This window comes from Mycobacterium gordonae, from assembly GCF_017086405.1.
GTDB lineage: Bacteria > Actinomycetota > Actinomycetes > Mycobacteriales > Mycobacteriaceae > Mycobacterium > Mycobacterium gordonae_D.
Genome location: NZ_CP070973.1, coordinates 5,914,502 through 5,938,547, shown reverse-complemented (window position 1 = coordinate 5,938,547; position 24,046 = coordinate 5,914,502). Strand labels below are relative to the sequence as shown.

The 24,046-nt window shown below is 68.4% G+C and carries 17 protein-coding genes and 2 pseudogenes; 7 read left to right on the top strand and 12 right to left on the bottom strand.

Annotated elements, in window-relative coordinates; all coding sequences use genetic code 11:
• Position 1 precedes the first annotated feature (1 nt).
• Positions 2–1,203, bottom strand: a pseudogene (locus JX552_RS25385) (PE family protein).
• A 130-nt stretch (positions 1,204–1,333) separates the two neighbouring features.
• Here JX552_RS25385 and JX552_RS25380 point away from each other — a divergent pair.
• Positions 1,334–2,860 (top strand): acetyl-CoA acetyltransferase, encoded by a 1,527-nt coding sequence (locus tag JX552_RS25380; RefSeq protein ID WP_205874555.1) that lies wholly within the window; start codon positions 1,334–1,336, stop codon positions 2,858–2,860.
• Here the strand turns inward: JX552_RS25380 and JX552_RS25375 are convergent.
• Complete coding sequence (locus JX552_RS25375) at positions 2,857–3,705, bottom strand: LLM class F420-dependent oxidoreductase (protein ID WP_205874554.1); 849 nt, start codon at positions 3,703–3,705, stop codon at positions 2,857–2,859. The two genes, JX552_RS25380 and JX552_RS25375, sit on opposite strands and share 4 nt — an antisense overlap.
• A gap of 183 nt (positions 3,706–3,888) precedes the next feature.
• Between JX552_RS25375 and JX552_RS25370 the strand changes: the two genes are divergently transcribed.
• The 6 genes and pseudogenes from JX552_RS25370 to JX552_RS25345 all read left to right on the top strand — a co-directional run bounded on the left by JX552_RS25370 (position 3,889) and on the right by JX552_RS25345 (position 12,007).
• A complete protein-coding gene (locus tag JX552_RS25370; protein ID WP_205874553.1) occupies positions 3,889–4,791 on the top strand; it encodes a DUF5336 domain-containing protein in 903 nt (300 codons plus the stop codon).
• Positions 4,792–4,830: 39 nt separating this feature from the next.
• Entirely contained in the window at positions 4,831–6,150 is a 1,320-nt protein-coding gene (locus JX552_RS25365) for a cell division protein PerM (RefSeq protein WP_241010725.1), read from the top strand.
• 267 nt (positions 6,151–6,417) lie between these two features.
• Complete coding sequence (purN, locus tag JX552_RS25360; protein WP_205874552.1) at positions 6,418–7,047, top strand: phosphoribosylglycinamide formyltransferase; 630 nt, start codon at positions 6,418–6,420, stop codon at positions 7,045–7,047.
• Complete coding sequence (gene purH / locus JX552_RS25355) at positions 7,044–8,609, top strand: bifunctional phosphoribosylaminoimidazolecarboxamide formyltransferase/IMP cyclohydrolase (protein WP_205874551.1); 1,566 nt, start codon at positions 7,044–7,046, stop codon at positions 8,607–8,609. The genes purN and purH overlap by 4 nt, the downstream gene beginning before the upstream one ends.
• Before the next feature lie 44 nt (positions 8,610–8,653).
• A pseudogene (locus tag JX552_RS25350) lies at positions 8,654–10,035 on the top strand (sigma 54-interacting transcriptional regulator).
• Positions 10,028–12,007, top strand: a complete 1,980-nt coding sequence (locus tag JX552_RS25345; protein WP_205874550.1) for a vWA domain-containing protein — start codon at positions 10,028–10,030, stop codon at positions 12,005–12,007. The pseudogene JX552_RS25350 and the gene JX552_RS25345 overlap by 8 nt, the downstream one beginning before the upstream one ends.
• Before the next feature lie 71 nt (positions 12,008–12,078).
• On the opposite strand, the gene JX552_RS25340 is transcribed toward JX552_RS25345, so the two are convergent.
• The 10 genes from JX552_RS25340 to JX552_RS25295 form a co-directional block, all read right to left on the bottom strand.
• On the bottom strand, positions 12,079–12,735 hold the full coding sequence (locus tag JX552_RS25340; RefSeq protein WP_241010724.1) for an LppA family lipoprotein: 657 nt from the start codon (positions 12,733–12,735) through the stop codon (positions 12,079–12,081).
• Positions 12,732–14,366: an alpha/beta hydrolase gene (locus JX552_RS25335; protein WP_205874548.1), complete on the bottom strand. Its 1,635-nt coding sequence runs from the start codon at positions 14,364–14,366 to the stop codon at positions 12,732–12,734. The genes JX552_RS25340 and JX552_RS25335 overlap by 4 nt, the downstream gene beginning before the upstream one ends.
• On the bottom strand, positions 14,363–14,659 hold the full coding sequence (locus tag JX552_RS25330) for a WXG100 family type VII secretion target (protein ID WP_205874547.1): 297 nt from the start codon (positions 14,657–14,659) through the stop codon (positions 14,363–14,365). The genes JX552_RS25335 and JX552_RS25330 overlap by 4 nt, the downstream gene beginning before the upstream one ends.
• A 96-nt stretch (positions 14,660–14,755) precedes the next feature.
• A complete protein-coding gene (locus JX552_RS25325) occupies positions 14,756–15,358 on the bottom strand; it encodes a DUF1707 SHOCT-like domain-containing protein (RefSeq protein ID WP_205874546.1) in 603 nt (200 codons plus the stop codon).
• An 84-nt stretch (positions 15,359–15,442) separates the two neighbouring features.
• A complete protein-coding gene (locus JX552_RS25320; RefSeq protein WP_205874545.1) occupies positions 15,443–16,228 on the bottom strand; it encodes an enoyl-CoA hydratase family protein in 786 nt (261 codons plus the stop codon).
• Positions 16,228–17,394, bottom strand: coding sequence for an acyl-CoA dehydrogenase family protein (locus JX552_RS25315; protein ID WP_205874544.1), 1,167 nt, complete (start codon positions 17,392–17,394; stop codon positions 16,228–16,230). Before JX552_RS25315 ends, JX552_RS25320 begins: the two co-directional genes overlap by 1 nt.
• The gene (locus JX552_RS25310) at positions 17,394–19,373 is read right to left on the bottom strand and encodes an acetyl/propionyl/methylcrotonyl-CoA carboxylase subunit alpha (RefSeq protein WP_205874543.1); all 1,980 of its coding nucleotides are present in this window, start codon (positions 19,371–19,373) and stop codon (positions 17,394–17,396) included. The genes JX552_RS25315 and JX552_RS25310 overlap by 1 nt, the downstream gene beginning before the upstream one ends.
• Positions 19,374–19,378: 5 nt before the next feature.
• Complete coding sequence (locus tag JX552_RS25305; protein WP_205874542.1) at positions 19,379–20,974, bottom strand: acyl-CoA carboxylase subunit beta; 1,596 nt, start codon at positions 20,972–20,974, stop codon at positions 19,379–19,381.
• Complete coding sequence (locus JX552_RS25300; RefSeq protein WP_205874541.1) at positions 20,971–22,119, bottom strand: acyl-CoA dehydrogenase family protein; 1,149 nt, start codon at positions 22,117–22,119, stop codon at positions 20,971–20,973. The genes JX552_RS25305 and JX552_RS25300 overlap by 4 nt, the downstream gene beginning before the upstream one ends.
• Positions 22,116–23,798, bottom strand: coding sequence for an acyclic terpene utilization AtuA family protein (locus JX552_RS25295; protein ID WP_205878681.1), 1,683 nt, complete (start codon positions 23,796–23,798; stop codon positions 22,116–22,118). The genes JX552_RS25300 and JX552_RS25295 overlap by 4 nt, the downstream gene beginning before the upstream one ends.
• Between the last annotated feature and the right edge of the window lie 248 nt (positions 23,799–24,046).

Sequence of the window (24,046 nt, the reverse complement as noted above, 5' to 3'; positions counted from 1 at the left end):
GTCAGGGCAGCCCGTCGGCGCCGAGGAGCAACCCGGCGGTGCCGCCCTGCCCGACCACACCGCCCGGGCCACCGGGGTTGCCGCCGTTGCCCCCGTTGCCGATCACCTTGGCGGAGCCACCGTTGCCTCCTGCTCCGGCGCTACCGACGGCGAAGAACTTCTGGCCACCAGTACCACCGGCGCCGCCGTCTCCGGCGAGAATTCCGCCGTCGCCGCCGTTACCGCCGACTCCGCCCAGGTCTGCGCCGAAGCCGCCGTTCCCGCCGACGCCGCCCGGACCGAAGAGTGGCGTCGCCCCGCCGTCGCCACCGTGGCCCCCAATGCCGAGCAGTACGCCCCCGGTGCCCCCGGCGCCGCCGAACCCGGCGTTGCCCTGCGGGCCGAAGCCACCTGTCCCGCCGGTGCCCCCGAACCCCGTGAGACCGGCGTTGCCGCCCGCGCCGCCCGCACCGGCGACACCAGAACCGGTCCCGCCGGTTCCGCCCACGCCTCCGGCGCCGCCGGCGCCGAACAGGACGCCGATCAGAACTTGGTCCGTTCCGCCTGCGCCGCCGCCGCCACCGATGCCGAACAATCCCGCCGCGCCACCCGCACCGCCCTGACCGGCGGGAGCGCCGGCGGCGACGGCCCCACCGCCGGTACCACCGGCCCCCGCCGAAACCGATGAATAGCCCGCCCGCGCCGCCTTTCCCACCGACGCCGCCGTCTCCGGCGCTGCCGCCGGGCCCGCCAGTGCCGAACAATCCCGCGGCGCCGCCGTTACCACCGTTGCGCAACGCCGAACCGCTCCCGCCGGCACCGCCGTCGCCCCACAGCAGCCCGCCGTCGCCGCCATTGGCTCCGGATCCCGGTGCGGCGTTGGCCCCGTTGCCGATCAGCGGGCGGCCGAGCAGCAACTGGGTAGGTGTATTGATCACGCCGAGAATCTGCTGCTCGATAAGCTGCAGCGGCGAGGCGGCCGCCGCCTCCGCGGTGGTGTACTGCGCCGCGCCTGCGCCCATCAGCTCTACGAATTGGCTGTGGAACGCGGCCGCGTGGGTGCTGAGCAACTGATAGGTCCGGGCGTGGGCGCCGAACAGGGCGGCGATCGCCGCGGACACTTCATCGGGCCATCGCGTTGGCCTGGCTGAGCGTCGAGCCGATGTTGGCCAGATCGGCGGCGGCGGCCGTGAGGAAGTCGGGCGCCGTGGTGACGAAGGACATCTGCTCACCTACCCACGGGCGATGGGGTGTTCGAGAGGTGCTTGGCGTATCCCGATATTGCTGCAGGTGAGCCCGGTTTCCCCGGACCCGCCGCGGCTGTCTCGCGGCAGGTCCGGTAGATAGTAAGGCTATGAATCTTGATCCGCGGACGCCCGTGCTCGTCGGCGTCGGGCAGGCCGCCGAGCGCATCGACGACCCCGGTTATCGGGCGATGTCGCCTGTAGAACTGGCCGCGGCCGCAGCCCAGGCCGCGCTCGACGATTGCGGCGTCACCGCCGCTGCCGCCGAGGTCGACACCATTGCGGCGCTGCGACAGTTCGAGATCTCCGGACCGGTGGCCAACGCGCCGCTGGGGCGGTCCAACAATTACCCACGCTCGGTCGCCAAGCGGATCGGTGCCGAGCCGCGTCGTGTGATTCTGGAGATCGTGGGCGGGCAGGGCCCCCAGCACCTGGTCACCGAACTGGCGAGCGAGATCGCGGCGGGTCGCTCGGAGGTCGCCCTGGTATTCGGCTCGGATGCCACGTCCACGCTGCGGTATTTCGCGGGGCGCGAGGACAAGCCGGACTTCAGCGAGACCGTCGACGGTGACCTGGAAGACCGCGGACCCGGCATCGAGAAGTACATGTCGCACTACACGGTGATTCACGGACTGGTGGATGCGCCGACGCAATACGCGCTGATGGAGAACGCGCGGCGCGCGACCACCGGCCTCGGGCCGGCCAGCTACCTGCGGCGGATGGCCGAACTGTTCGCGCCGTTCAGCAAGGTCGCGGCCGGCAACCCCTACTCCGCCGCGCCAGTGGAGCGGACGGTCGAGGAATTGCTCACCGTCACCGAGAGCAACCGGATGATCGCCGAGCCCTATCCGCGGTTGCTGGTGGCCCGCGACCAGGTGAACCAGGGTGCGGCGGCGCTGCTGATGTCGGTGGAGGCCGCGCGTCGGCTCGGTGTTCCCGAGGAAAAATGGGTGTTCCTGCACGGACATGCCGACCTGGAAGAGCAGAGCTTCTTGGCGCGTCCGGATCTGGGGCATGCGCCGTCGGCGGTCATGGCGGCCCGCGAAGCACTCGACGTGGCCGGCATCGGCGTCGACGATATCGCCACCTTCGATCTGTATAGCTGCTTTCCGGTGCCGGTTTTCAACATCTGCGACGGGCTGGGTATCGCCCCCGACGATCCGCGCGGGTTGACGCTGACCGGCGGGTTGCCGTTCTTCGGCGGTGCCGGCAACAACTACTCGATGCACGGTGTTGCTGAAACCGTGAATCGAATGCGAAGCGTCCCAGGGCAATTCGGTCTTGTCGGGGCCAACGGCGGCATCCAGAGCAAGTACTCGGTCGGCGTCTACTCGACCACCCCGGCCCAGTGGCGGCCGGATCGCAGCGCGGAACTGCAGGCGCAGATCAACAGCGGACCGACCGTGTCGGTCACGGAGAACCCCGACGGTCCCGCCACCATCGAGACCTACACGGTGCGTCGCGATAACGGCCGACCGACGGGCATCGTCATCGGTCGGCTCGCCGCCGACGACAGCCGTTTCCTGGCCACCACCGAGGACGACGCACTGGTGGCCCTGTTGACCGACGGTGACCCGCTCGGGCAGCCGGTGCTGGTGCGCTCGTTCGATTACGGCAACCGCTGCACCGCAGGTTAGGCGAAGGACGCCAGCTTGCCGGCCAGTCGCTCCACGTATGAGGCCACCTTGTCCTCGTCGGCGTCCGGCAGGCCGAACAGCACCTCGGTCACGCCGAGGTCCGCCCAGCGGGCCAACTTCTCCGCATCCGGCTTGAAGTCGAGCGCCACGATCTGCGGGGCACCGTCGCGGCCCGCTGCCGCCCACGTGTCCTGCAGCAACTTGACCGGCTCATCGATGTCGAAGTCGCGCGGCGTGGTGATCCAGCCGTCGGCGCTGCGCGCGATCCACTTGAAGTTCTTTTCGTTGCCCGCGGCGCCCACCAGCACAGGAATGTGCGCCTGAGCCGGCTTGGGCCACGCCCAGCTCGGACCGAATTTCACGAACTCGCCGTCGTACTCCGCCTCTTCCTGGGTCCACAGCGCGCGCATCGCCTCCAGGTACTCGCGCAGCATGGTCCGTCGCCGGCCGGGTGGCACGTTGTGGTCGGCCAACTCGTCGGTGTTCCAGCCGAATCCGACACCGAGACTGACGCGCCCGCCGGACAGATGATCCAGCGTGGCGATACTTTTCGCCAAGGTGATCGGGTCGTGCTCGACGGGCAAGGCCACCGCCGTCGACAGCCGGACCCGAGACGTCACCGCGCACGCCGCGCCCAGGCTCACCCAGGGGTCCAGAGTGCGCATGTAGCGGTCGTCGGGCAGTGACTCGTCACCGGTGGTGGGATGAGCCGCCTCGCGTTTGATCGGGATGTGGGTGTGTTCGGGCACGTAGAAGGTTTGAAAACCATGCGTGTCGGCGAGTTGCGCGGCTGCCGCCGGGGAGATGCCGCGGTCGCTGGTGAACAGAACGAGGCCGTAGTCCATGCCCCAATTTAGAACGTGTTCTACTTTTGTCCGCGGGCGGCCCCTGGGTCCGGCCCCGGCGGCTGGCGGCATTGGTTGAGGAACGTGCGCTAGCGTGGTTGATCGAATGGCGTCGTAGGAAGCAACGCAGCGTGGTGGCGCCGCCCCGGCGTTCGAAGGCAGCGGAAAGCAACAGGAGGACTCATGACCTACCCGCCCGGTAGTCCCGGATACCCATCCGCGCAACAACCGGCCGGCTCGTACGGCGCCGCCGCACCTGCCGCCCCCGCCGAGCCAGGCGAAAGCAAGCTGGGGCTCTACCTGGCCATTGCGGTAGCGGCCCTGGGCCTGTTGGCATACTTCTTCAGCTTCGGCCCGATGTTCACCTACAACTCCGAGATCGGTGGATCCGGCGCTGAGGTGTCCGGTGACACCGGCTTGGCGGTTGCCGTCGCCCTGTTGGCCGCGCTCCTCGCGGGTGTCGGGCTGCTGCCCAAGGCCAAGAGCTACGTGCCCGTCGTGGCGGTGCTCTCGGTGCTCGGCGTGTTGCTCATCATCGCCGCCACATTCAACAAGCCCAGCTCGTTCTCCACCGGCTGGGCGCTGTGGATCGTGCTGGTGTGCATCGTGTTCCAGGCGGTGGCAGCGGTCGGTGCGCTGCTCCTGGACTCGGGTGTGATCACCGCGCCGACGCCGCGTCCCAAGTACGACCCGTTCGGCGGCGGTTACGGGCAGTACGGGCAGTACGGGCAGTACGGGGGCCAGCCGGGCGGGTACTACGGTCAGCCGGGTGCACAGCAGCCCGCGCAGAATCCGGGGCAGTCGTCCGGGTACGGCTCGCAGTATGGGGGTGGCTACTCGTCGAACCCCAATCCCCAATCCGGCGGATTCTCGGCGCAGCCCACGCAGCAGGTGCCCCAGCAACAGGGCCCGACCAACACCCCGCCCACCGGCTTCCCGAGTTTCAGCCCGCCACCCCCGGTCAGCGCAGGCACCGGATCACAAGGTGGGTCTGCGCCGGTTAACTACGGCAACCCCGCCAGCGGTGGCCAGCAGTCGTCCTATGGTCAGGGCCAGCAGTCGTCGCCTGGTTCGGCGCCGGTATAACCGTGCGCTCGCGCGCCTAGTCAGGCTCGTGCGCGAAGAGTGACGAGGGTGTCGGCAAGAAACGGAGAAACGGGCGCCCGTCAGGCGCGGGACCTGGTCCGGGTCGCATTCGCTCCCGCTGTGGTGGCGGTGGTGGTCATCGCGGCAGTGACGCTGCTGCAGCTGCTGATCGCCAACAGCGACATGACCGGCGCATTGGGCGCCATCGCCAGCATGTGGCTTGGGGTGCACCAGGTACCCGTCTCCATCGGCGGTCGTGAGCTGGGCGTGATGCCGCTGTTGCCGGTCATGCTGATGGTGTGGGGTACCGCACGGACCACGGCGCGCGCGACCTCGCCGTATTCGTCGTGGCTGGTGATCCGGTGGGTCATCGCGTCGGCGTTGGGCGGTCCGCTGTTGATCGCCGCCATCGCACTGGCCGTCATCCACGATGCGTCGTCGGTGCTGACCGAGCTGCAGACGCCCAGTGCGCTGCGCGCGTTCACCAGCGTGCTGGTGGTGCACGCCGTCGGGGCCGCGATCGGGGTCTGGTCACGGGCGGGACGGCGCGCCCTGGCCGCGTCTGTACTGCCCAACTGGCTCGGTGATTCGTTACGCGCCGCTTCGGCCGGGGTGCTGGCCCTGCTCGGACTCTCCGGTGTGGTGACGGCGGGGTCGCTGGTCGTGCACTGGTCGACCATGCAAGACCTGTACGGCATCACCGATTCGATCTGGGGCCAGTTCAATCTGACCGCGCTGTCGGTGCTGTACGCGCCGAATGTCATGGTGGGTGCCGCTGCAGTCGCCGTCGGGTCCAGCGCCCATATCGGCTTCGCGACGTTCAGTTCGTTCACCGTGTTCGGCGGCGACGTGCCGGCCTTGCCGATTCTGGCGGCGGCGCCCACTCCGCCACTGGGTCCGGTCTGGGTCGCGTTGCTCATCATCGGCGCGGCATCCGGTGTGGCGGTGGGTCAGCAGTGTGCCCGGCGTGCGCTGCCGCTCATCCCTGCGGTTGCCAAGTTGCTGGTGGCGGCCCTGGTGGCGGCGATGATGATGACGCTGCTGGGTTACGGCGGCGGCGGCAAGCTGGGTAACTTCGGCGACGTCGGCGTCGACCACAGCGCCATGTTCCTGGGCGTGTTGTTCTGGTTCACCGTGGTGGGTGGGGTCACCGTGGTGATGGCCGGAGGCGTTCGGCGACGGCCGCGACGGCGGCGGGTCAAACCGGCGGCTCGGGTGCCGGTGCCGGAGCCGGTGGACCAAGACGAGCCGTTGTTGGGGGCTTTCGACGACGATGATGTCGACTTAGGTGGCGAAGAGGAACCCGCGTCGCCCGACGGGCAGGCGGACGATCCGCCCCGCGTTTCGGAGGAAGACTAGTTCGTCTCGGTCCGCCTTGAGTCTGCAAAGGTGGCGTCGAGTCTGAGCTGAGGGCTGCGCCAAGGGCGGCGGGATAGCCCTGGGTGCAGTCTCGTTGAAGCCTCCGGCCGCAGAGCGGCCGGCATCGTCGCCCGACTAGGCTCGACTTGTCGGACTCCTCCTCCGGCCGCAGAGCGGCCGGCATCGTCGCCCGACTAGGCTCGACTTGTCGGACTCCTCCTCCGGCCGCAGAGCGGCCGGCATCGTCGCCCGACTAGGCTCTGGCGTGTGCAGGAACCGCTCCGTGTACCCCCGAGTGCACCGGCGCGGCTGGTGGTGCTGGCATCCGGCACCGGTTCGCTGCTGAACGCGATGCTGGACGCCGCCCGAGGTGACTATCCGGCGCGGGTGGTGGCCGTGGGGGTCGATCGCGACTGCCGGGCCACCCAGATCGCCGCCGGCGCCGACATTCCCGCCTTCGCCGTCCGCGTCGGCGAGCACCCGACCCGCGACGACTGGGACGCGGCGATCACCGAGGCCACTGCCGCCCACCACCCCGACCTGGTAGTCTCCGCGGGATTCATGAGAATTCTTGGCCGGCAATTCCTTTCGCGATTCAACGGTCGCATCCTGAACACTCACCCGGCCCTGCTGCCCGCCTTTCCCGGCGCGCACGGCGTCCGCGACGCGCTGGCTTATGGCGTGAAAGTCACCGGCTGTACGGTGCACCTGGTGGATGCCGGCGTGGACACGGGCCCGATACTGGCGCAGCAGCCCGTCGAGGTGCGCGACGGCGACAACGAAGAGACCCTGCATGAACGCATCAAGGTTGTGGAGCGCCAACTGCTGGTGGAGGTGGTGGCCGCGATCGCGACCCGCGGTGTGACGGTTACAGAGCGAAAGGCGACCCTGGGATGAACATCGACAAGAAGCCGATCCGTCGCGCCTTGATCAGCGTGTACGACAAGACCGGTCTGGTCGAACTCGCCCAGGGCCTGACCGCCGCCGGTGTCGAGATCGTCTCGACCGGATCGACCGCGAAGACCATTGCCGACAAGGCGATTCCGGTGACCCGCGTCGAGGAACTCACCGGCTTTCCGGAGGTGCTCGACGGCCGCGTCAAGACCCTGCACCCCAAGGTGCACGCGGGCCTGCTGGCCGACCTGCGCAAGCCCGAACACCGCGCCTCGCTCGAGAAGCTCGGCGTCGCCGCCTTCGAACTGGTCGTGGTCAATCTCTATCCGTTCACCCAGACCGTCGACTCCGGTGCCAGCCCCGACGAGTGCGTCGAGCAGATCGACATCGGCGGGCCGTCGATGGTGCGCGCGGCGGCCAAGAACCACCCCAGCGTCGCGGTGGTCGTCGACCCGCTCGGGTACGACGGCGTGCTGGCCGCGGTCCGGCACGGCGGATTCACCCTGGCCGAGCGGAAGAAGCTGGCGTCGTTGGCTTTTCAGCACACCGCCGAATACGACATCGCCGTGGCGACCTGGATGCAGCAAACGCTGGCGCCCGAAGAACCGCCGCAGGAGTTCCTGCACTTCTTCGCGAAGAACTGGCGCCGCCAGGCCACCCTGCGCTACGGCGAGAACCCGCACCAGCACGCGGCGCTCTACACCGACCCCGCCGCCTGGCCGGGTTTGGCGCAGGCCGCGCAGCTACACGGAAAAGAGATGTCCTACAACAACTTCACCGATGCCGATGCGGCCTGGCGGGCGGCCTTCGACCACCAGCAGACGTGTGTGGCGATCATCAAGCACGCCAATCCGTGCGGCATCGCGATCTCCGACGTCTCGGTTGCCGACGCCCACCGCAAGGCCCACGACTGCGACCCGTTGAGCGCCTTCGGCGGTGTGATCGCGGCCAACACCGAGGTCAGTGTCGAAATGGCGGAGTACGTCAGCACCATCTTCACCGAGGTCATCGTGGCGCCCGCGTACGAACCCGGCGCCGTCGAGGCATTGACGCGCAAGAAGAACATCCGGGTGCTGCTCGCCTCCGAGCCACTCGAGGGCGGACACGAACTCCGCCCGATCAGCGGTGGCCTGTTGATTCAGCAGCGCGACCAACTCGACGCCCCCGGCGACGACCCGAACAACTGGACCCTGGCCACCGGCGAGCCCGCCGACCCCGCCGCCCTCACCGACCTGGTGTTCGCCTGGCGGGCCTGCCGCGCGGTCAAGTCGAACGCGATCGTGATCGTCGCCGGCGGCGCCACCATCGGCGTCGGCATGGGCCAGGTGAACCGGGTCGACGCAGCCCGGCTTGCCGTCGAACGCGGCGGTGACCGGGTCAACGGCGCCGTGGCGGCCTCCGACGCGTTCTTCCCCTTCCCGGACGGACTGGAGACGCTTACCGCCGCCGGCGTCAAAGCAGTCGTGCACCCGGGGGGTTCGGTGCGCGACGAGGAAGTCACCGCGGCCGCCGCCAAAGCCGGTGTCACGCTGTACCTCACCGGCGCCCGGCACTTCGCGCACTGAGCGCTCACCGAGTCACGGTCGTGCGCAGCGCGTAGCTTGGAGAGGTGACTTCACCGAGCAATCTGCCCCGAACCCTTGGCGAGCTGCGTGCCTCCGGTCATCGCGAGCGGGGGGTCAAGCAGGAGATCCGCGAAAATCTGCTTACCGCGCTGGCGGACGGCGACGAAGTATGGCCCGGCATCCTCGGTTTCGACGACACCGTGATTCCTCAACTCGAACGGGCGTTGATCGCCGGACACGACTTCGTGCTGCTCGGCGAACGCGGCCAGGGCAAGACCCGCCTGCTAAGGGCGCTGACTGGTCTGCTCGACGAGTGGACGCCGGTGATCGACGGATCCGAGTTGGGCGAACACCCCTACACACCCATCACCCCGGAGTGGATCCGGCGCGCCGCACAGCTGCAGGACGACCTGCCGGTGGCCTGGAAGCACCGCAGCGAGCGCTACACCGAGAAGCTCGCCACGCCGGACACCAGCGTGGCCGACCTGGTCGGGGACATCGACCCGATCAAGGTCGCCGAAGGCCGCAGCCTCGGCGACCCGGAAACCATTGCCTACGGACTGATCCCGCGCGCACACCGCGGCATCGTCGCCGTCAACGAGCTGCCGGACCTGGCCGAGCGGATTCAGGTCTCGATGCTGAACGTGATGGAAGAGCGCGACATCCAGGTCCGCGGCTACACGTTGCGGCTGCCGCTGGACGTGCTGGTGGTGGCCAGCGCCAACCCCGAGGACTACACCAACCGCGGCCGCATCATCACTCCGCTCAAGGACCGGTTCGGCGCCGAGATCCGCACCCACTACCCGCTGGAGTTGGCGGCCGAGATCGGCGTGATCGCCCAGGAGGCCCACCTGAGCGCCCAGGTGCCCGACTATCTGCTGCAGGTGATCGCCCGGTTCGCCCGCTACCTGCGCGAGTCCAGTTCGGTGGACCAGCGTTCCGGGGTGTCGGCGCGCTTCGCCATCGCGGCGGCCGAGACGGTCGCGGCCGCGGCCCGGCACCGCGGCGCGATCCTCGGCGAGACCGACCCGGTGGCCCGGGTGGTCGACCTGGGCACCGTCATCGAGGTGCTGCGCGGCAAGTTGGAATTCGAATCCGGCGAGGAAGGCCGCGAGCAGGCCGTGCTCGAGCACCTGCTGCGCCGCGCCACCGCCGACACCGCCTCCCGGGTGCTGGGCGGTGTGGACGTCGGCACTCTGGTGTCCGCGGTCGAACGGGGATCCGCGGTGACGACGGGGAACGTGTGTCGGCCAAAGACGTGTTGGCCGCGGTGCCCGGGCTGCCGGTCGTGGACAAGATCGCGACGAAATTGGGCGCCGAGTCCGAGGGGGAGCGGGCCGCGGCATTGGAACTGGCGCTGGAGGCGTTGTATCTGGCGAAGCGGGTCGACAAAGTCTCCGGGGAGGGGCAGACCGTCTATGGCTAGTAGCGGGCACTCACAGCGATACTCGGCGTATACCGGCGGTCCCGATCCGCTGGCTCCGCCGGTGGATCTGCGTGAGGCGCTCGAACAGATCGGGCAGGACGTGATGGCGGGCACCTCGCCGCGCCGGGCCCTGTCCGAATTGCTCCGGCGCGGCACCGAGAACATGCGCGGCGCCGACCGGCTGGCCGCCGAGGCCAACCGCAAGCGTCGGGAGTTGCTGCGGCGCAACAACTTGGACGGGACTCTGGGAGAAATCAAGAAGCTGCTGGACGAGGCGGTGCTGGCCGAACGCAAGGAACTGGCCCGTGCGCTGGACGACGACGCGCGCTTCTCGGAGCTGCAGCTGGAGTCGTTGCCGCCGTCGCCGGCGAAGGCGGTCCAGGAGCTGTCCGAATACCAGTGGCGCAGCCCGGAGGCCCGGCAGAAGTACGAGCAGATCAAGGACCTGCTGGGGCGGGAGATGCTTGACCAGCGCTTCGCGGGGATGAAGCAGGCTCTGGAAGGCGCCACCGACGAGGACCGCCAGCGGGTCAACGAGATGCTGGACGACCTGAACGACTTGCTGGACAAGCACTCTCGCGGCGAAGACACCCAGCAGGACTTCGAGGAATTCATGGACAAGCACGGCGAGTTCTTCCCGGAGAACCCGCAGAACGTCGATGAGCTGCTGGACTCGCTGGCCAAACGGGCCGCCGCCGCGCAACGGTTCCGCAACAGCCTCAGCCAGCAGCAGCGCGACGAGCTGGACGCGTTGGCGCAGCAGGCCTTTGGGTCACCGTCGCTGATGAACGCGCTGAATCGCCTAGATGCCCATCTGCAGGCCGCCCGGCCGGGTGAGGACTGGACGGGGGATCAGCAGTTCTCCGGCGACAACCCGTTGGGCATGGGCGAGGGCGCCCAGGCGCTGGCCGACATCGGCGAGTTGGAGCAACTGGCCGAGCAGCTCTCGCAGGCGTACCCGGGCGCGACCATGGACGACGTCGACCTTGACGCGTTGGCCCGGCAACTCGGTGACGACGCTGCCGTGGATGCCCGAACGCTGGCCGAACTCGAACGTGCGCTGCTCAATCAGGGCTTTCTGGACCGGGGTTCCGACGGCCAGTGGCGCCTGTCTCCCAAGGCCATGCGCAGGCTCGGTGAGACGGCGTTGCGCGATGTGGCACAACAACTTTCGGGTCGACATGGAGAACGTGACCACCGGCGGGCCGGCGCGGCCGGTGAGCTGACCGGAGCCACCAGGCCCTGGCAGTTCGGCGACACCGAACCGTGGAACATTTCCCGCACCCTCACCAATGCTGTGCTGCGACAGTCTGGAACGCATACGCTCGACGGCTCGTTGCGCATCACCGTCGACGACGTCGAGGTCTCCGAGACCGAGATGCGTACGCAGGCCGCCGTGGCGCTGTTGGTGGACACCTCGTTCTCGATGGTGATGGAGAACCGGTGGCTGCCGATGAAGCGGACCGCGCTGGCGCTCAACCATCTGGTGAGCACCCGGTTCCGGTCAGATGCGTTGCATATCGTGGCCTTTGGCCGCTATGCCCGTACCGTGACGGCCGCCGAGCTGACCGGCTTGGAGGGCGTCTACGAGCAGGGCACCAACCTGCACCATGCGCTCGCACTGGCGGGCCGCCACCTGCGCCGACATCCCAACGCGCAGCCCGTCGTGCTGGTGGTCACCGACGGAGAGCCGACCGCCCACCTGGAGGACTACGGTGGGGAAGGGCGTTCTGCTGTGTTTTTTGATTACCCGCCGAATCCGCGGACCATCTCCTTCACCGTCAAGGGTTTCGACGAGATGGCCCGGCTTGGCGCGCAGATCACCATTTTCCGGCTGGGCAGCGACCCCGGGCTAGCCCGGTTCCTGGACAAGATCGCCCGCCGGGTCGAAGGGCGGGTGGTAGTGCCCGATCTCGACGGACTCGGAGCCGCGGTCGTGGGGGACTACCTACGTTCACGACGGCGCCGTTGACAAGCGCGAGGAGACGCGAAAGCAACGCCAGCAGCACGAAAAGGGCGCTTGCACGTGGTGCTTGCGCCCAACTAGTAAGCGTCGACGCTGCGGCCGCCCGGCGATCCGTACAGGTATGGGTAGTGCACACTCGGGTCGTTCGCGGGCCGTGAGTCCGGCGGCGGCGGTGCGGTCCGCCACGCGCCCGGCAGGTGGCAGCCCGTGTCATAGGAGTAGTCCAGGGGACCGCCGCCGCCGCTGACCAGGTTGACCCTGGCGCCGTCGTCGCGGATCTGAGAATCGTTGGCCGCACCTATCGGCAGCGGCGGACTGCCGGGCGCGGAGTTGTTCGGCGCAAAACCGGCGGCCGCGAATATCGGAGCGAGTTCGGTGGCGATCTGCAGCCACTGGGTGGCAGCGGGTGGCGGGTCGGCGAAAAACATGTCGCTGTTGACCTGACGGCCGATGCTGCGAGTGAACGGGTCATCGCAACCGTTAGTGGAGTGAGTGGCGGCCATGCTCGAGAACCGGCTCTGGGGTGAGTGTTTGCCGATCACCGCGCGAATTGCGGTGTCGAGCTCGCCGAGCTGACGCTCGACGGCTTCCAGATCGGGCCGAGCGTTGACGATCCGTTGCAGCCGGTCCAGTTCGGACCGTCCAGGATTGGCGCTCGGATTCCAGGCCGTCGGCTTGAGGCAGCCAGCCAATGTGAGGGCGATACCGAGCAACGCCACCGCCCGCCGGGTCATGGCCGGCATGGGTCAGGCCGGGGGGTGATCAGGTCGGCGGGCAGTCCCGCCAGCACCACCGCAAGGTTGTAGCCACTCATCCGTAGATTTCCGTTGCTTCCCGCGCGGGCATATTCGGAATGCCCATAGGCCTGTTCGTGCAATTGCCCGTCACCGTACGGGTAACCCCACGCGTACCCCTCATCAGTGGACAACTCGGCCATCCCGGGCACGTCCTGGGGCGGGGCGCCGAAGGCTTTGAATCCCGGAATAAGCTCGGCGACAACGTCGTCCGCACCGATCATGAAGTAGGCGTGACCGGGCGGTGTGCCAAGCTGCGCGGCGTCGGTGAGTTCGGCGCCGGGCGAACCGTACAGCACCACATCGCTCACCGGAGCGCCCTGCTGCAACGCCAGGCTGGTCGTCAGCGACCCGTAGGAGTGCCCGAAGGCGACGATGTGCGGGTCGGGGATGTTGCCGGCTGCCGCGAGGCCGCGGTAGAAGCTGTTGAGGGCTCGGGCGCCGTCGCGTGCTTGCCAGTCGTGCGCCACATCGCGCAGGCTGTCCGGTGCGTCGTAGCCGAGCCAGGCGATCGAGGCGACTGCATCGGGGTTGGCCACCTTGGCGTTGCGGCGCAGCAGTTGTGCCTCGTCGCGTTGAATCCTGGCCTGTCGCACCATGTCCGCAGTGCTGTCGCTCACCCGGGTGGTGAGCCCGCCCACGGTGACCCCGACGCGTTCGGCGTTGTCGACGTCGCCGACTCCGACAGCTGCGAGCACCTTGCCGGGGATGCTGGCGGTGTCCAGCAGCAGCAGGCTGGTGTCGGGATTCTCCGCCAGGGTGGCGCGCAGCGTCGTCAGGTCTGCCAGCTTGGCGGGGTCGGTATGCCAGCCGTAGGAGTCGACCCACCCCTGCTGCAATCGGGTGAGTTCCCGTTGCAGCACCGGCACATTGAGTTCGCTGCGGACATCGGCCGGGACGCCGTCGAGGTTGCGCAACCCGTTGGGCGACCATTGCTTGAGCCGATCCTGCTGACCCGGGGTCAGCGCGTGCCACCAGGCGGCGACGGCGGCAGGATCGGTGCCCGAGGCCGGCAATCGCGGCATTCGGGGCGGCCGGTGGCCGAGTTGCGCGTCGACCTGTTCACTGCCTAGGTCGCCGTCCGCGCCGCGGATCGCCGCGGCCAGATCTTCGTCCGCGCGCTCGGCGTCCGCCAACAGCCGTTGCAGGCCCTCGGTCAGCAGCACCGCCGCGTCGACGATGGCCTGCCGCCTGCCGGGCGGAATGTCGGCCAGGTCCGACGGTGGCAATGCGGAGCCCAGCGTTTCGTCGATCGCCAAGTGGTTTTCCCGCGCCGTGTCCCGCATCGCTTGAAGCCGCCGCTTGATCGCGGCCACTTCCTCGGCAGCCTGTTCGGCCGCACGACCGACGGCGGCACAGGCGTCGGCGTGGTCGTCCAGGACGAGCGCAGTGTGTCCGGTTGCCGCGTGCGCCGCCGCCGCGGCGTCACCGCCAAAACTCAGCAGCCGCATCAACTCGGTGACCGCCGCTGCGGCAGTGTGGGTTCCGTGGGCGCGCCGGATGGCGGCGTCGAAGACCGCGGTGATGGCGGCGGGATCCCAGCGCTCGATATCGGCCAGGGTCACCGTCATCGGAGCGCGGCAGCGTTGCTTTGCTCCATTTCGCGCAAGGTGGCCGCGGCGTACCGCATGCCGTCAGCATGCCCAGCCAGGCGGGCGTGGTGTCCGTCGCCGACGAGCGCCCACCGATTCAACAATTCCGCGAGCGCTGAGGCCGACGCCCCGACCCATCCTCGCTGCGCATCGTCGGCGTCGCGGTGGCACGCCCGTTGTTCCTCCTCTAGTGCCTGGCCATGGTTCGTCAGTTCCGTGCCCACGTGAGCCAGCACATCCGGAATTGCCCGCAACTCTGCTGCCACCGTCACCCGCCTTCCTCCGACGCGAACTCTCGACGAAGCCTGGCACCGGACGACTGGGCCCGCCACTCACCTCAGTGGCCGCTGTTGACTACTTGCGCGTGATTACTTGCGCGCCTTGCGCGCTTTGCGCTTGATGCCCACGCCGCCCCACAGCGAGAAACCCTTGATCTTCACCGTGGGCGCACCCCGGGTGCCCTCGCCGACCACCTCGTGGTCGAAGTTGCCCATCACCCCGCGGCCGTGGATCTCGACGTTGATTTCGGGCGGCAACAGGAACGTCTGAGCGCTCATGATCGAGTACGCGTGAATCTCAACCTCGGTGGAGGTGAAGTCCGCATAGCGCAGGTCGATCACACCGCTGCCCCAGAAGGTGAAGGTGGTGAGCTTCTTAGGGATGTTCCACCGCCCGCGGCGCTCGAAGCCGCTCATGATGGCCAACAGCAGGGTGGAAGGGGCCGGGTTGCAGTTGCCGCCGCGCCGGGGGCTGACCGCAGTGCCGGGCAGGTCGGCCCGCAGTCGGTCCAACTCCTGGTAGGTGGTGGCGGCGTAAGCCTTGGTAAGGCGGTCTTCGTACTCGTTGAGTTGGAGGCGGCCCTGCTCGGCCGCGTAGGCCAGCAACTGCGCAATCTGGATGCGATCGGTGTCCTCTGCGCGCGACAATTCGTCACGCGCGGCCTTCGCATCACGCTGGGCTGGGTTGGTCATGTCACCCGCGAGCTTACGACTTTCCCGGTTTGCTGCAAAAGGTGTTGTCTGAACTGCAACCTTGACAGCACCCACCCGGCCCGGTCAGGACGGTGTGCCCGGGTCGGAGACCCAGCTCGGCGGTCGTTTCTGCAGAAAGGCAAGCATGCCTTCGCGGGCCTCTTCGGACACGAACAGCCGCGCGGACTCCTCGGTGAGCCGCTCAGCGTCGCGGTCGAAGCCTTCCAGTACAGCGGCGGTCGTGAGCGCCTTGGATGCGGCCAGGCCCTGCGGTGATCCGCGCCCGACGTCGGCGACCAGACCGGCCACCGCGGCGTCCACGTCGTCGGCGGCCAGGGTGATCAAACCGATCTCGGCGGCTTCGCTGGCGCCGAACGTTGCGCCGGTGAGGTAGTAGCGTGCCGCGGCGCGTGCGGACAGCTTCGGCAGCAAGGTCAGCGAGATGATCGCCGGCGCGACGCCGATGCGCGCCTCGGTCAGGGCAAACGTGCTGCGCGGTCCGGCCACGACCATGTCGCATGCGCCGACGAGACCGAAGCCGCCGGCCCGCACGTGGCCGTCGATGGCGCCGATCACCGGTCGCGGGGAGGAGACGATGGCGCGCAACAGCGCGGTCATCTCCTTCGCCCGGGCCACGGCCAGCTCGAACGGGTCACCCCCACCCGCCTCCGACAGGTCGGCACCGGCGCAGAAGGTGCCGCCGCTGTGGCCGAGCACCACCACCCGCACCGCCGGGTCCGCCGCGGCCGCGCGCAGGCCTTCGTGCAGCTGGGTGACCAGCGTCGTCGACAGCGCGTTTCGGTTGTGCGGTGAGTTCAGGGTCAGCTTGGCTGCCACGCCCTCGCGGGCGTACTCGACGAGGGTGTCCATCAGTACGAGCGGGGCAGGCCCAGCGACGTCTGCGCGACGAAGTTCAGCACCATTTCGCGGCTGATCGGGGCGATCCGCGCCAGCCGCGACGCGGTCAACATGGCCGCCACGCCGTACTCCTTGGTCAGCCCGTTGCCGCCCATCGACTGGACGGCCTGGTCGACGGCCCGGGTGGATGCCTCGCCGGCCGCGTACTTGGCCATGTTGGCCGCCTGGGCCGCCCCACCGTCGTCTCCGGCGTCGTAGAGCGTCGCCGCCTTCTGCATCATCAACTTGGCCAGTTCGACCTCGATGTGGCACTGCGCCAACGGGTGCGCCAGACCCTGGTGCGAGCCGATCGGGGCGCCCCAGACCTGGCGGGTCTTGACGTAGTCGACGGCTTTGTCGAGGGCGAACCGGCCCATGCCGACCGCGCTGGCCGCACCCATGATCCGTTCGGGGTTCAGGCCCGCGAAAAGTTGTGCGATTGCCGCATCTTCGGCGCCGACGAGTGCGTCGGACGGCAGCCGCACGTCGTCGATGAACACCTGGAACTGACGCTCGGGGCTGATCAGCTCCATCTCGATCGGCGTGTAGGTGAACCCGGGCGCGTCGGTGGGCACCACGAACAGCGCCGGCCGCAGTTTGCCGGTCTTGGCTTCTTCGGTGCGACCGACCACGAGCACCGCCTGGGCCTGGTCGACACCGGAGATGTAGACCTTCTGGCCGTTGAGGATCCAGTCGCTGCCGTCGCGGCGGGCGGTGGTGGTGATCTTGTGCGAGTTGGATCCGGCGTCCGGTTCGGTGATGGCGAACGCCATGGTGAGGCTGCCGTCGGCGATGGACGGGACCCAGCGCTTCTTCTGCTCCTCGGTGCCGAACTTGCTGATGATGGTGCCGTTGATGGCTGGTGAGACCACCATCAGCAGCAGTGCGCTGCCAGCGGCCGCCATTTCCTCCATGACCAGCGCGAGTTCGTACATGCCGGCGCCGCCGCCGCCGTACTCCTCGGGCAGGTTGACGCCGAGGAAGCCGAGCTTGCCCGCTTCATTCCACAATTCGGTGGTGTGTTCGTGGGCGCGGGCCTTCTTCAGGTAGTACTCGGCGCCGTAGTTCGATGCCCATTCGCGCACCGCCTTGCGCAGCGCCTGGCGGTCTTCGCTTTCGATGAAGCTGGTATCGGTCATCACGAATCTCCTTCTGGCTCAGACGCGTCCACCCTCGCGAGGACTGCGCCTACTTCGACCTGCTGGCCGGTCTGGACGTTGATCTCCGCGAGCACCCCGTCGGTGGGCGCGGTGATGGTGTGCTCCATCTTCATCGCCTCCAGCCAGATGAGCGGCTGGCCGGCGGTGACGGCGGCGCCGACTTCGGCGCCGATCCGGATGACGTTGCCGGGCATGGGTGCAACCAGTGAACCCTGCTCGACGGCGGAGCCCGGTTCGGGGAAGCGTGGTACGGCCACCAAGTGCACGGGGCCGCGTGCGGAGTCGACGTAGATGTCGTCACCGAAACGGGCGACGGCATAGCTGGTAGCCACCCCGCTCTCGGCCAGCACGACCTGCTCCGGCGAGACAGACACCAGTTGCACCGACGGGTCCTGCGGCAACGCCAAAGAGGTTCTGGTGAAGCGATATTCGATCCGTTGCTCGGTGTCGGAGTCGTCTCGGTAGGTCTTGACCTGGTACCCCGAGGACAGGTTGCGCCAGCCGGAGGGGAGCGAACCCAGCGCCCCGGCAGTGACGCGGTTGTGCGCCGCGTCGGCCAGCGCGGCCGCGATCGCCGAGACCCGCGCCGCCGCGGCATCGGCCAGTGGCGCTGACAGCTCGGCCAGACCGTGCGTGTCGAAAAACGCGGTGTCGGTGGCCCCTTCGAGAAAAGCCCGGTGCCGCAACACATGCACCAGCAGTTCGCGGTTGGTGCGTAGGCCGTGCACGTGGGTGCGGGCCAGCGCGTCGGCGAGCACCAGCGCGGACTGCCGGCGGGTGGGAGCATAGGAGATGACCTTGGCCAGCATGGGGTCGTAGTAGATCGACACCACCGAGCCGTCGACGATGCCGGAATCCAGCCGGATTCCGGTCCGGTGCCCCAGTGAGCTGAACTCGGCACGCACCGACGGCACCTGGATGCGGTGCACCGTGCCGGCCTGTGGCTGCCAGCCCTGCGCGGGATCCTCGGCGTAGAGCCGTGCCTCGATCGAATGTCCTTGCGCCACCGGGGGGTCAGCGCCCAGCCGACCGCCGTCGGCCACCTCGAGCTGCAACTCGACCAGGTCCAGCCCGGTGGTCTCCTCGGTGACCGGATGCTCGACCTGCAGCCGGGTGTTCATCTCCAGGAAGAAGAATTCGCCGTTGTCGTCGGCGAGGAACTCCACGGTCCCGGCTCCGGTGTAGCCGATCGCGCCGGCGGCCAGCCGGGCGGCCTGGAACAGCTTGTCGCGCATCCCCGGAGTTCGCTCCACCAATGGCGACGGGGCCTCTTCGATCACCTTCTGGTGACGACGCTGGATGGAGCATTCCCGCTCACCCACGGCCCACACGGTGCCGTGGGTGTCAGCCATCACCTGCACCTCGATGTGGTGCCCGGTGGGCAGGTAACGCTCGCAGAAGACAGTCGGGTCGCCGAACGCCGACTGCGCCTCGCGTTGTGCGGCTTCGACTTCGGCCGTGAGTGCGGACAATTCCCGCACCACCCGCATCCCCCGCCCGCCGCCGCCGGAGGATGCCTTGACCAGCACCGGCAGCTGTGCCTGCGTCACGGTGTCCGGATCGAGCTCCTCGAGCACCGGCACTCCGGCCGCAGCCATCAGTTTCTTGGACTCGATCTTCGAGCCCATCGCGCGCACCGAATCGACGGGGGGACCCACCCAGGTCAGACCGGCCTCCTGTACCGCCGCCGCGAATTCGGCGTTCTCGGAGAGGAATCCGTAGCCCGGGTGCACGGCGTCGGCACCCGCGGCGCGGGCGGCGGCAATGATGGCCTCGGCATTGAGGTAGTCATTGGTCTTCGCCAGCCGCACCCGTGCGTCGGCCTCGGCGACGTGCGGGGCCGACGCGTCCGGGTCGGTATAGACGGCGACGGTGCCCAGACCCAGCCGCCGGCAGGTGGCGAACACCCGCCGGGCGATCTCACCGCGGTTGGCAACCAGTACTTTGGTGATCCCCATGAAGCTCACATCCGGAAGACGCCGAAGTTCGACGTCCCCTTGATCGGGCCATTGGCTATGGCGGACAGACACATTCCCAACACGGTGCGGGTGTCGCGCGGGTCGATCACCCCGTCGTCGTAGAGCATCCCGGATAACACCAGCGGCAGCGACTCGGCCTCGATCTGCCCTTCGACGGCGGCACGCATCGCGGCGTCAGCTGCCTCGTCGACCTGCTGCCCGCGCGCCTCGGCGGCGGCCCGGGCCACGATGGACAACACGCCTGAGAGCTGCGCGCCGCCCATGACGGCGGACTTGGCGCTGGGCCAGGCGAACAGGAACCGGGGGTCGTAGGCGCGACCGCACATGCCGTAGTGGCCCGCGCCGTAGGAGGCGCCGATCAGCAGGGAGATGTGCGGCACCGTCGAATTGGACACGGCGTTGATCATCATCGAGCCGTGCTTGATCATGCCACCCTCTTCGTAGTCCTTGCCCACCATGTAGCCGGTGGTGTTGTGCAAGAACAACAATGGCGTGTCCGAGCGGTTGGCCAGCTGGATGAACTGGGTGGCCTTCTGCGACTCCTCGCTGAACAGCACACCGCGGGCGTTGGCCAGGATGCCGATGGGATAGCCGTGCAGTTGCGCCCAGCCGGTCACCAGCGACGACCCGTACAGCGGCTTGAACTCGTCGAAATCGGAGCTGTCGACGATGCGAGCGATCACCTCGCGCGGGTCGAACGGGATGCGCAGGTCGGGGGGCACGATGCCGATCAGTTCTTCGGGGTCGAACAACGGCTCGGTGACCGGCTTGGGCGTCGGGCCGCGCTTGACCCAGTTCAGCCGGGCGACGACACGGCGCCCGATGCGGATCGCGTCGAGTTCGTCATGCGCGAAATAGTCGGCCAAACCCGAGATGCGGGCGTGCATTTCGGCGCCGCCCAGTGACTCGTCGTCGGATTCCTCGCCGGTGGCCATCTTCACCAGCGGCGGGCCGGCCAGAAAAACCTTGGAGCGTTCCTTAATCATCACCACGTGGTCGGACATGCCGGGCACGTAGGCGCCACCCGCGGTCGAGTTGCCGAATACCAGTGCGATGGTCGGGATTCCGGCGGCCGACAGCCGCGTCAGGTCGCGGAACATCCGTCCGCCCGGGATGAAGATCTCCTTCTGGGTCGGGAGATCGGCGCCGCCGGACTCCACCAGGGAGATCACCGGAAGGCGGTTCTCGAAGGCGATCTGGTTGGCGCGCAGGATCTTCTTCAGCGTCCAGGGGTTGCTGGTGCCGCCTTTGACCGTGGGATCGTTGGCGACGATCATGCACTCGACGCCCTCGACGACGCCGATCCCGGTGACCGTGCTGGCTCCGACCTTGAAGGCGCTGCCCCAGGCGGCCAGCGGGCTCAGTTCGAGGAACGGGGAGTCGGGGTCGACCAGTAGCTCGACGCGTTCACGGGCGGTCAGCTTGCCTCGAGCATGGTGGCGGTCAACGTATTTGGGACCGCCGCCTTCGACGGCGTTGGCGAATTCGGCGGCGATCTCGTCGAGCTTCGTCGTGGTGGCGGCCGCTGCTTCGGCGAAGGTCGCGCCGTTGGGGTCCAGCGTGGACCGCAGACGCGTCATGACTGGTACCCCAGCAGTTTGGCGGCCAGTGCGGTCAGGATCTCGGTGGTTCCACCGCCGATGCCCAGGATGCGCATGTCCCGGTACTGGCGTTCGATCTCCGATTCGGCCATATAGCCCATGCCGCCGAACAGTTGGACGCCCTGGTTGGCCACCCACTCCCCGGCCTCGACGGCGGTGTTCTTGGCGAAACACACCTCCGGGATCAGGTTGGTCTCTCCCTCGAGCTGGCGTTCCACCACCCGGCGTGAGTACACCCGCGCAACGTCGATGCGGCGCGCCATCTCGGCCAACGTGTTCTGCACCGACTGCCGCGAGATCAACGGGCGGCCGAAGGTCTCGCGGTCCCGGCACCATTGCGCGGTGATGTCCAGGCAGCGCTGAGCACTCGAATATGCCTGGGCGGCAAGGGCGATGCGTTCTGAGACGAACGCCTGCGCGATCTGCGCGAACCCGGTGTTCTCCACTCCCACCAGGTTCTCCACCGGCACCCGCACGTCGGTATAGGAAAGCTCGGCGGTGTCGGAGGAACGCCAGCCCATCTTGTCCAGCTTCCGCGACACCTCGAAACCCGGTGTGCCCTTGTCGACCACGATGAGTGACACCCCCGCGGCACCGGGGCCGCCGGTGCGCACCGCGGTCACGACGAAGTCGGCGCGCACCGCGGAAGTGATGTAGGTCTTGGCGCCGTTGATCACGTAGTGGTCACCGTCTTTGACCGCAGACGTCCGCAGGTGCCCGACGTCCGAGCCGCCGCCAGGTTCGGTGATGGCCAGTGAGCCGATCTTCTGGCCGGCCAGCGTGGGCCGCACATAGGTGTCGATCAGCCGCTGGTCGCCCGAGGCGATCATGTGCGGCACGGCGATGCCGCAGGTGAAGAGCGACGCGAAAACGCCGCCGGGAGCCCCGGATTGGTGCATCTCCTCGCAGATGATCACCGCGTCGGCGCCGTCGCCGCCGCCACCGCCGACGGACTCGGGAAAGTTCGCCCCCAGCAGGCCCGCCTCGCCGGCGCGCAGGTGCAGATCGCGCGGCAGATCGCCGGTCCGTTCCCACTCGTCGACGTTGGGCAGCACCTCTCGTTCGGCGAACGAGCGCACCGTCTTGCGCAACTGTTCGCGCTCGGGTGTGGTCCAGATGCTCATAACAGACTCTCCGGAATGTCGACGTGACGGCTGCGCAACCATTCGCCCAGCCCCTTTGCCTGCGGATCGAAGCGGGCCTGGTAGGCCACACCCTGGCCGAGGATGTCCTCGATCACGAAGTTCACCGCCCGGATATTCGGCAGCACGTGCCGCGTGACGGGCAGGTCGGCCGCTTCGGGCAGCAACTCCTTGAGCAGTTCAACGGTCAGCGCGTTGGCCAGCCAGCGCCACTGGTCGTCGGTGCGGACCCAGACCCCGACATTGGCCGAGCCGCCTTTGTCGCCGCTGCGGGCACCGGCGATCAGTCCTAGCGGTGCGCGCCTTGTGGGCTGGGTCGGCAGCGGCTCCGGCAGCTCCGGACCGCCCGCTGCATCTAGCGCCAAAGTTTCAGTCGCACAAGGTATGTCGACGCGGGTGCCGTCGGCGTGCACCGCGACGTGCGGCACCAGTCGGGCGTCCACGTAGCCCGGGGTGTAGACGCCGTATACCTGCCCGTCGCCCGGCGGGGCGGTCGAGGTGAAGCCGGGATAACTGGCGAGCGCCAATTCGACTGCCGCAGCGGAGAACTTGCGTCCGACATTGTCCGGGTCCGGATCCCGGACCACGCAGCTCAGCAACGCGCTGGCGCCCTGTTCGGTGTCGGCGTCGGAGTGGTCGGTACGCGCCAGCGTCCATTCCAGCTCAGCGGGCTTGACCCTCAGCGTGGCCTCGAGCTGGCGCCGCACCAACTCCGCCTTGGCCTCGATGTCCAGACCGGTCAATACGAACGTCATGGCGTTGCGGAAGCCGCCGATGCTGTTCAGCGACACCTTCAAAGTCGGTGGCGGCGGTTCGCCGACGACGCCGCTGATCCGCACCCGGTCGGGGCCGTCGGACGATAGCGCGATGCTGTCCATCCGGGCCGTCACATCCGGATTGGCGTAGCGGGCGCCGGTGATCTCGTAGAGCAGCTGCGCGGTGACGGTGTCGACGCTGACCAGGCCGCCGGTGCCGGGATGCTTGGTGATCACCGCGGACCCGTCGTCATAGACCTCGGCCAGGGGGAAGCCGGGATAGGTCAGGTCAGCGACTTCGGTGAAAAACGAGTAGTTGCCGCCGGTGGCCTGCGTGCCGCATTCGATCACATGTCCGGCGACGACGGCACCCGCAAGCTGGTCGTAGTCGGTGCGGCGCCAGCCGAAGTACGCGGCCGCCGACCCGACGATCACCGAGGCGTCGGTCACCCGGCCGGTGACCACGACGTCGGCGCCCGCGCTCAGGCAGTCCGCGATTCCCCATCCGCCGAGGTACGCGTTGGCGGTCAGCGGCGTGCCCAGGCCAAGCTCGGCTGCGCGCGGTTGCAGGTCGTCGCCTTCCACATGGGCCACCCGCGCCGGGATGCCCAGCCGCGCGGCCAGGGTGCGGACCGCGTCCGCCAGCCCGGCCGGGTTGAGGCCGCCGGCGTTGGCGACGATGCGCACCCCGCGCTCGTGCGCCAGACCCAAACACTGTTCAAGCTGGGTGAGGAAGGTCTTGGCGTAGCCGCGTTCCGGGTTCTTCATCCGGTCGCGGCCCAGAATCAGCATGGTCAATTCGGCGAGGTAGTCGCCGGTGACGTAGTCGACCTCGCCGCCGGTGAGCATCTCGCGCATCGCGGACAGCCGGTCACCGTAGAAACCGGAGCAGTTCGCGATACGCACGGCGCCAGAAGGGGCCTCGGAAGACAATGGGCGCGTCCTCCCTCCATTGGGATGATTCGGCGGCCGCAATGAACCAACCAACCGGTAGGTTAGCGGGTGTCGGCGGCGGTTCGTCAACCGGCTCGGCGCGTGCCTGCCCCGGGGGCATTTTGGTGACCGGCCGGTTCACCGACTACCCTTGAGGCCAACTGTCGCCGTCCGGCCCCCACGGCCATGGCACGCGACACGCCCGACCAGCAACCCCACCC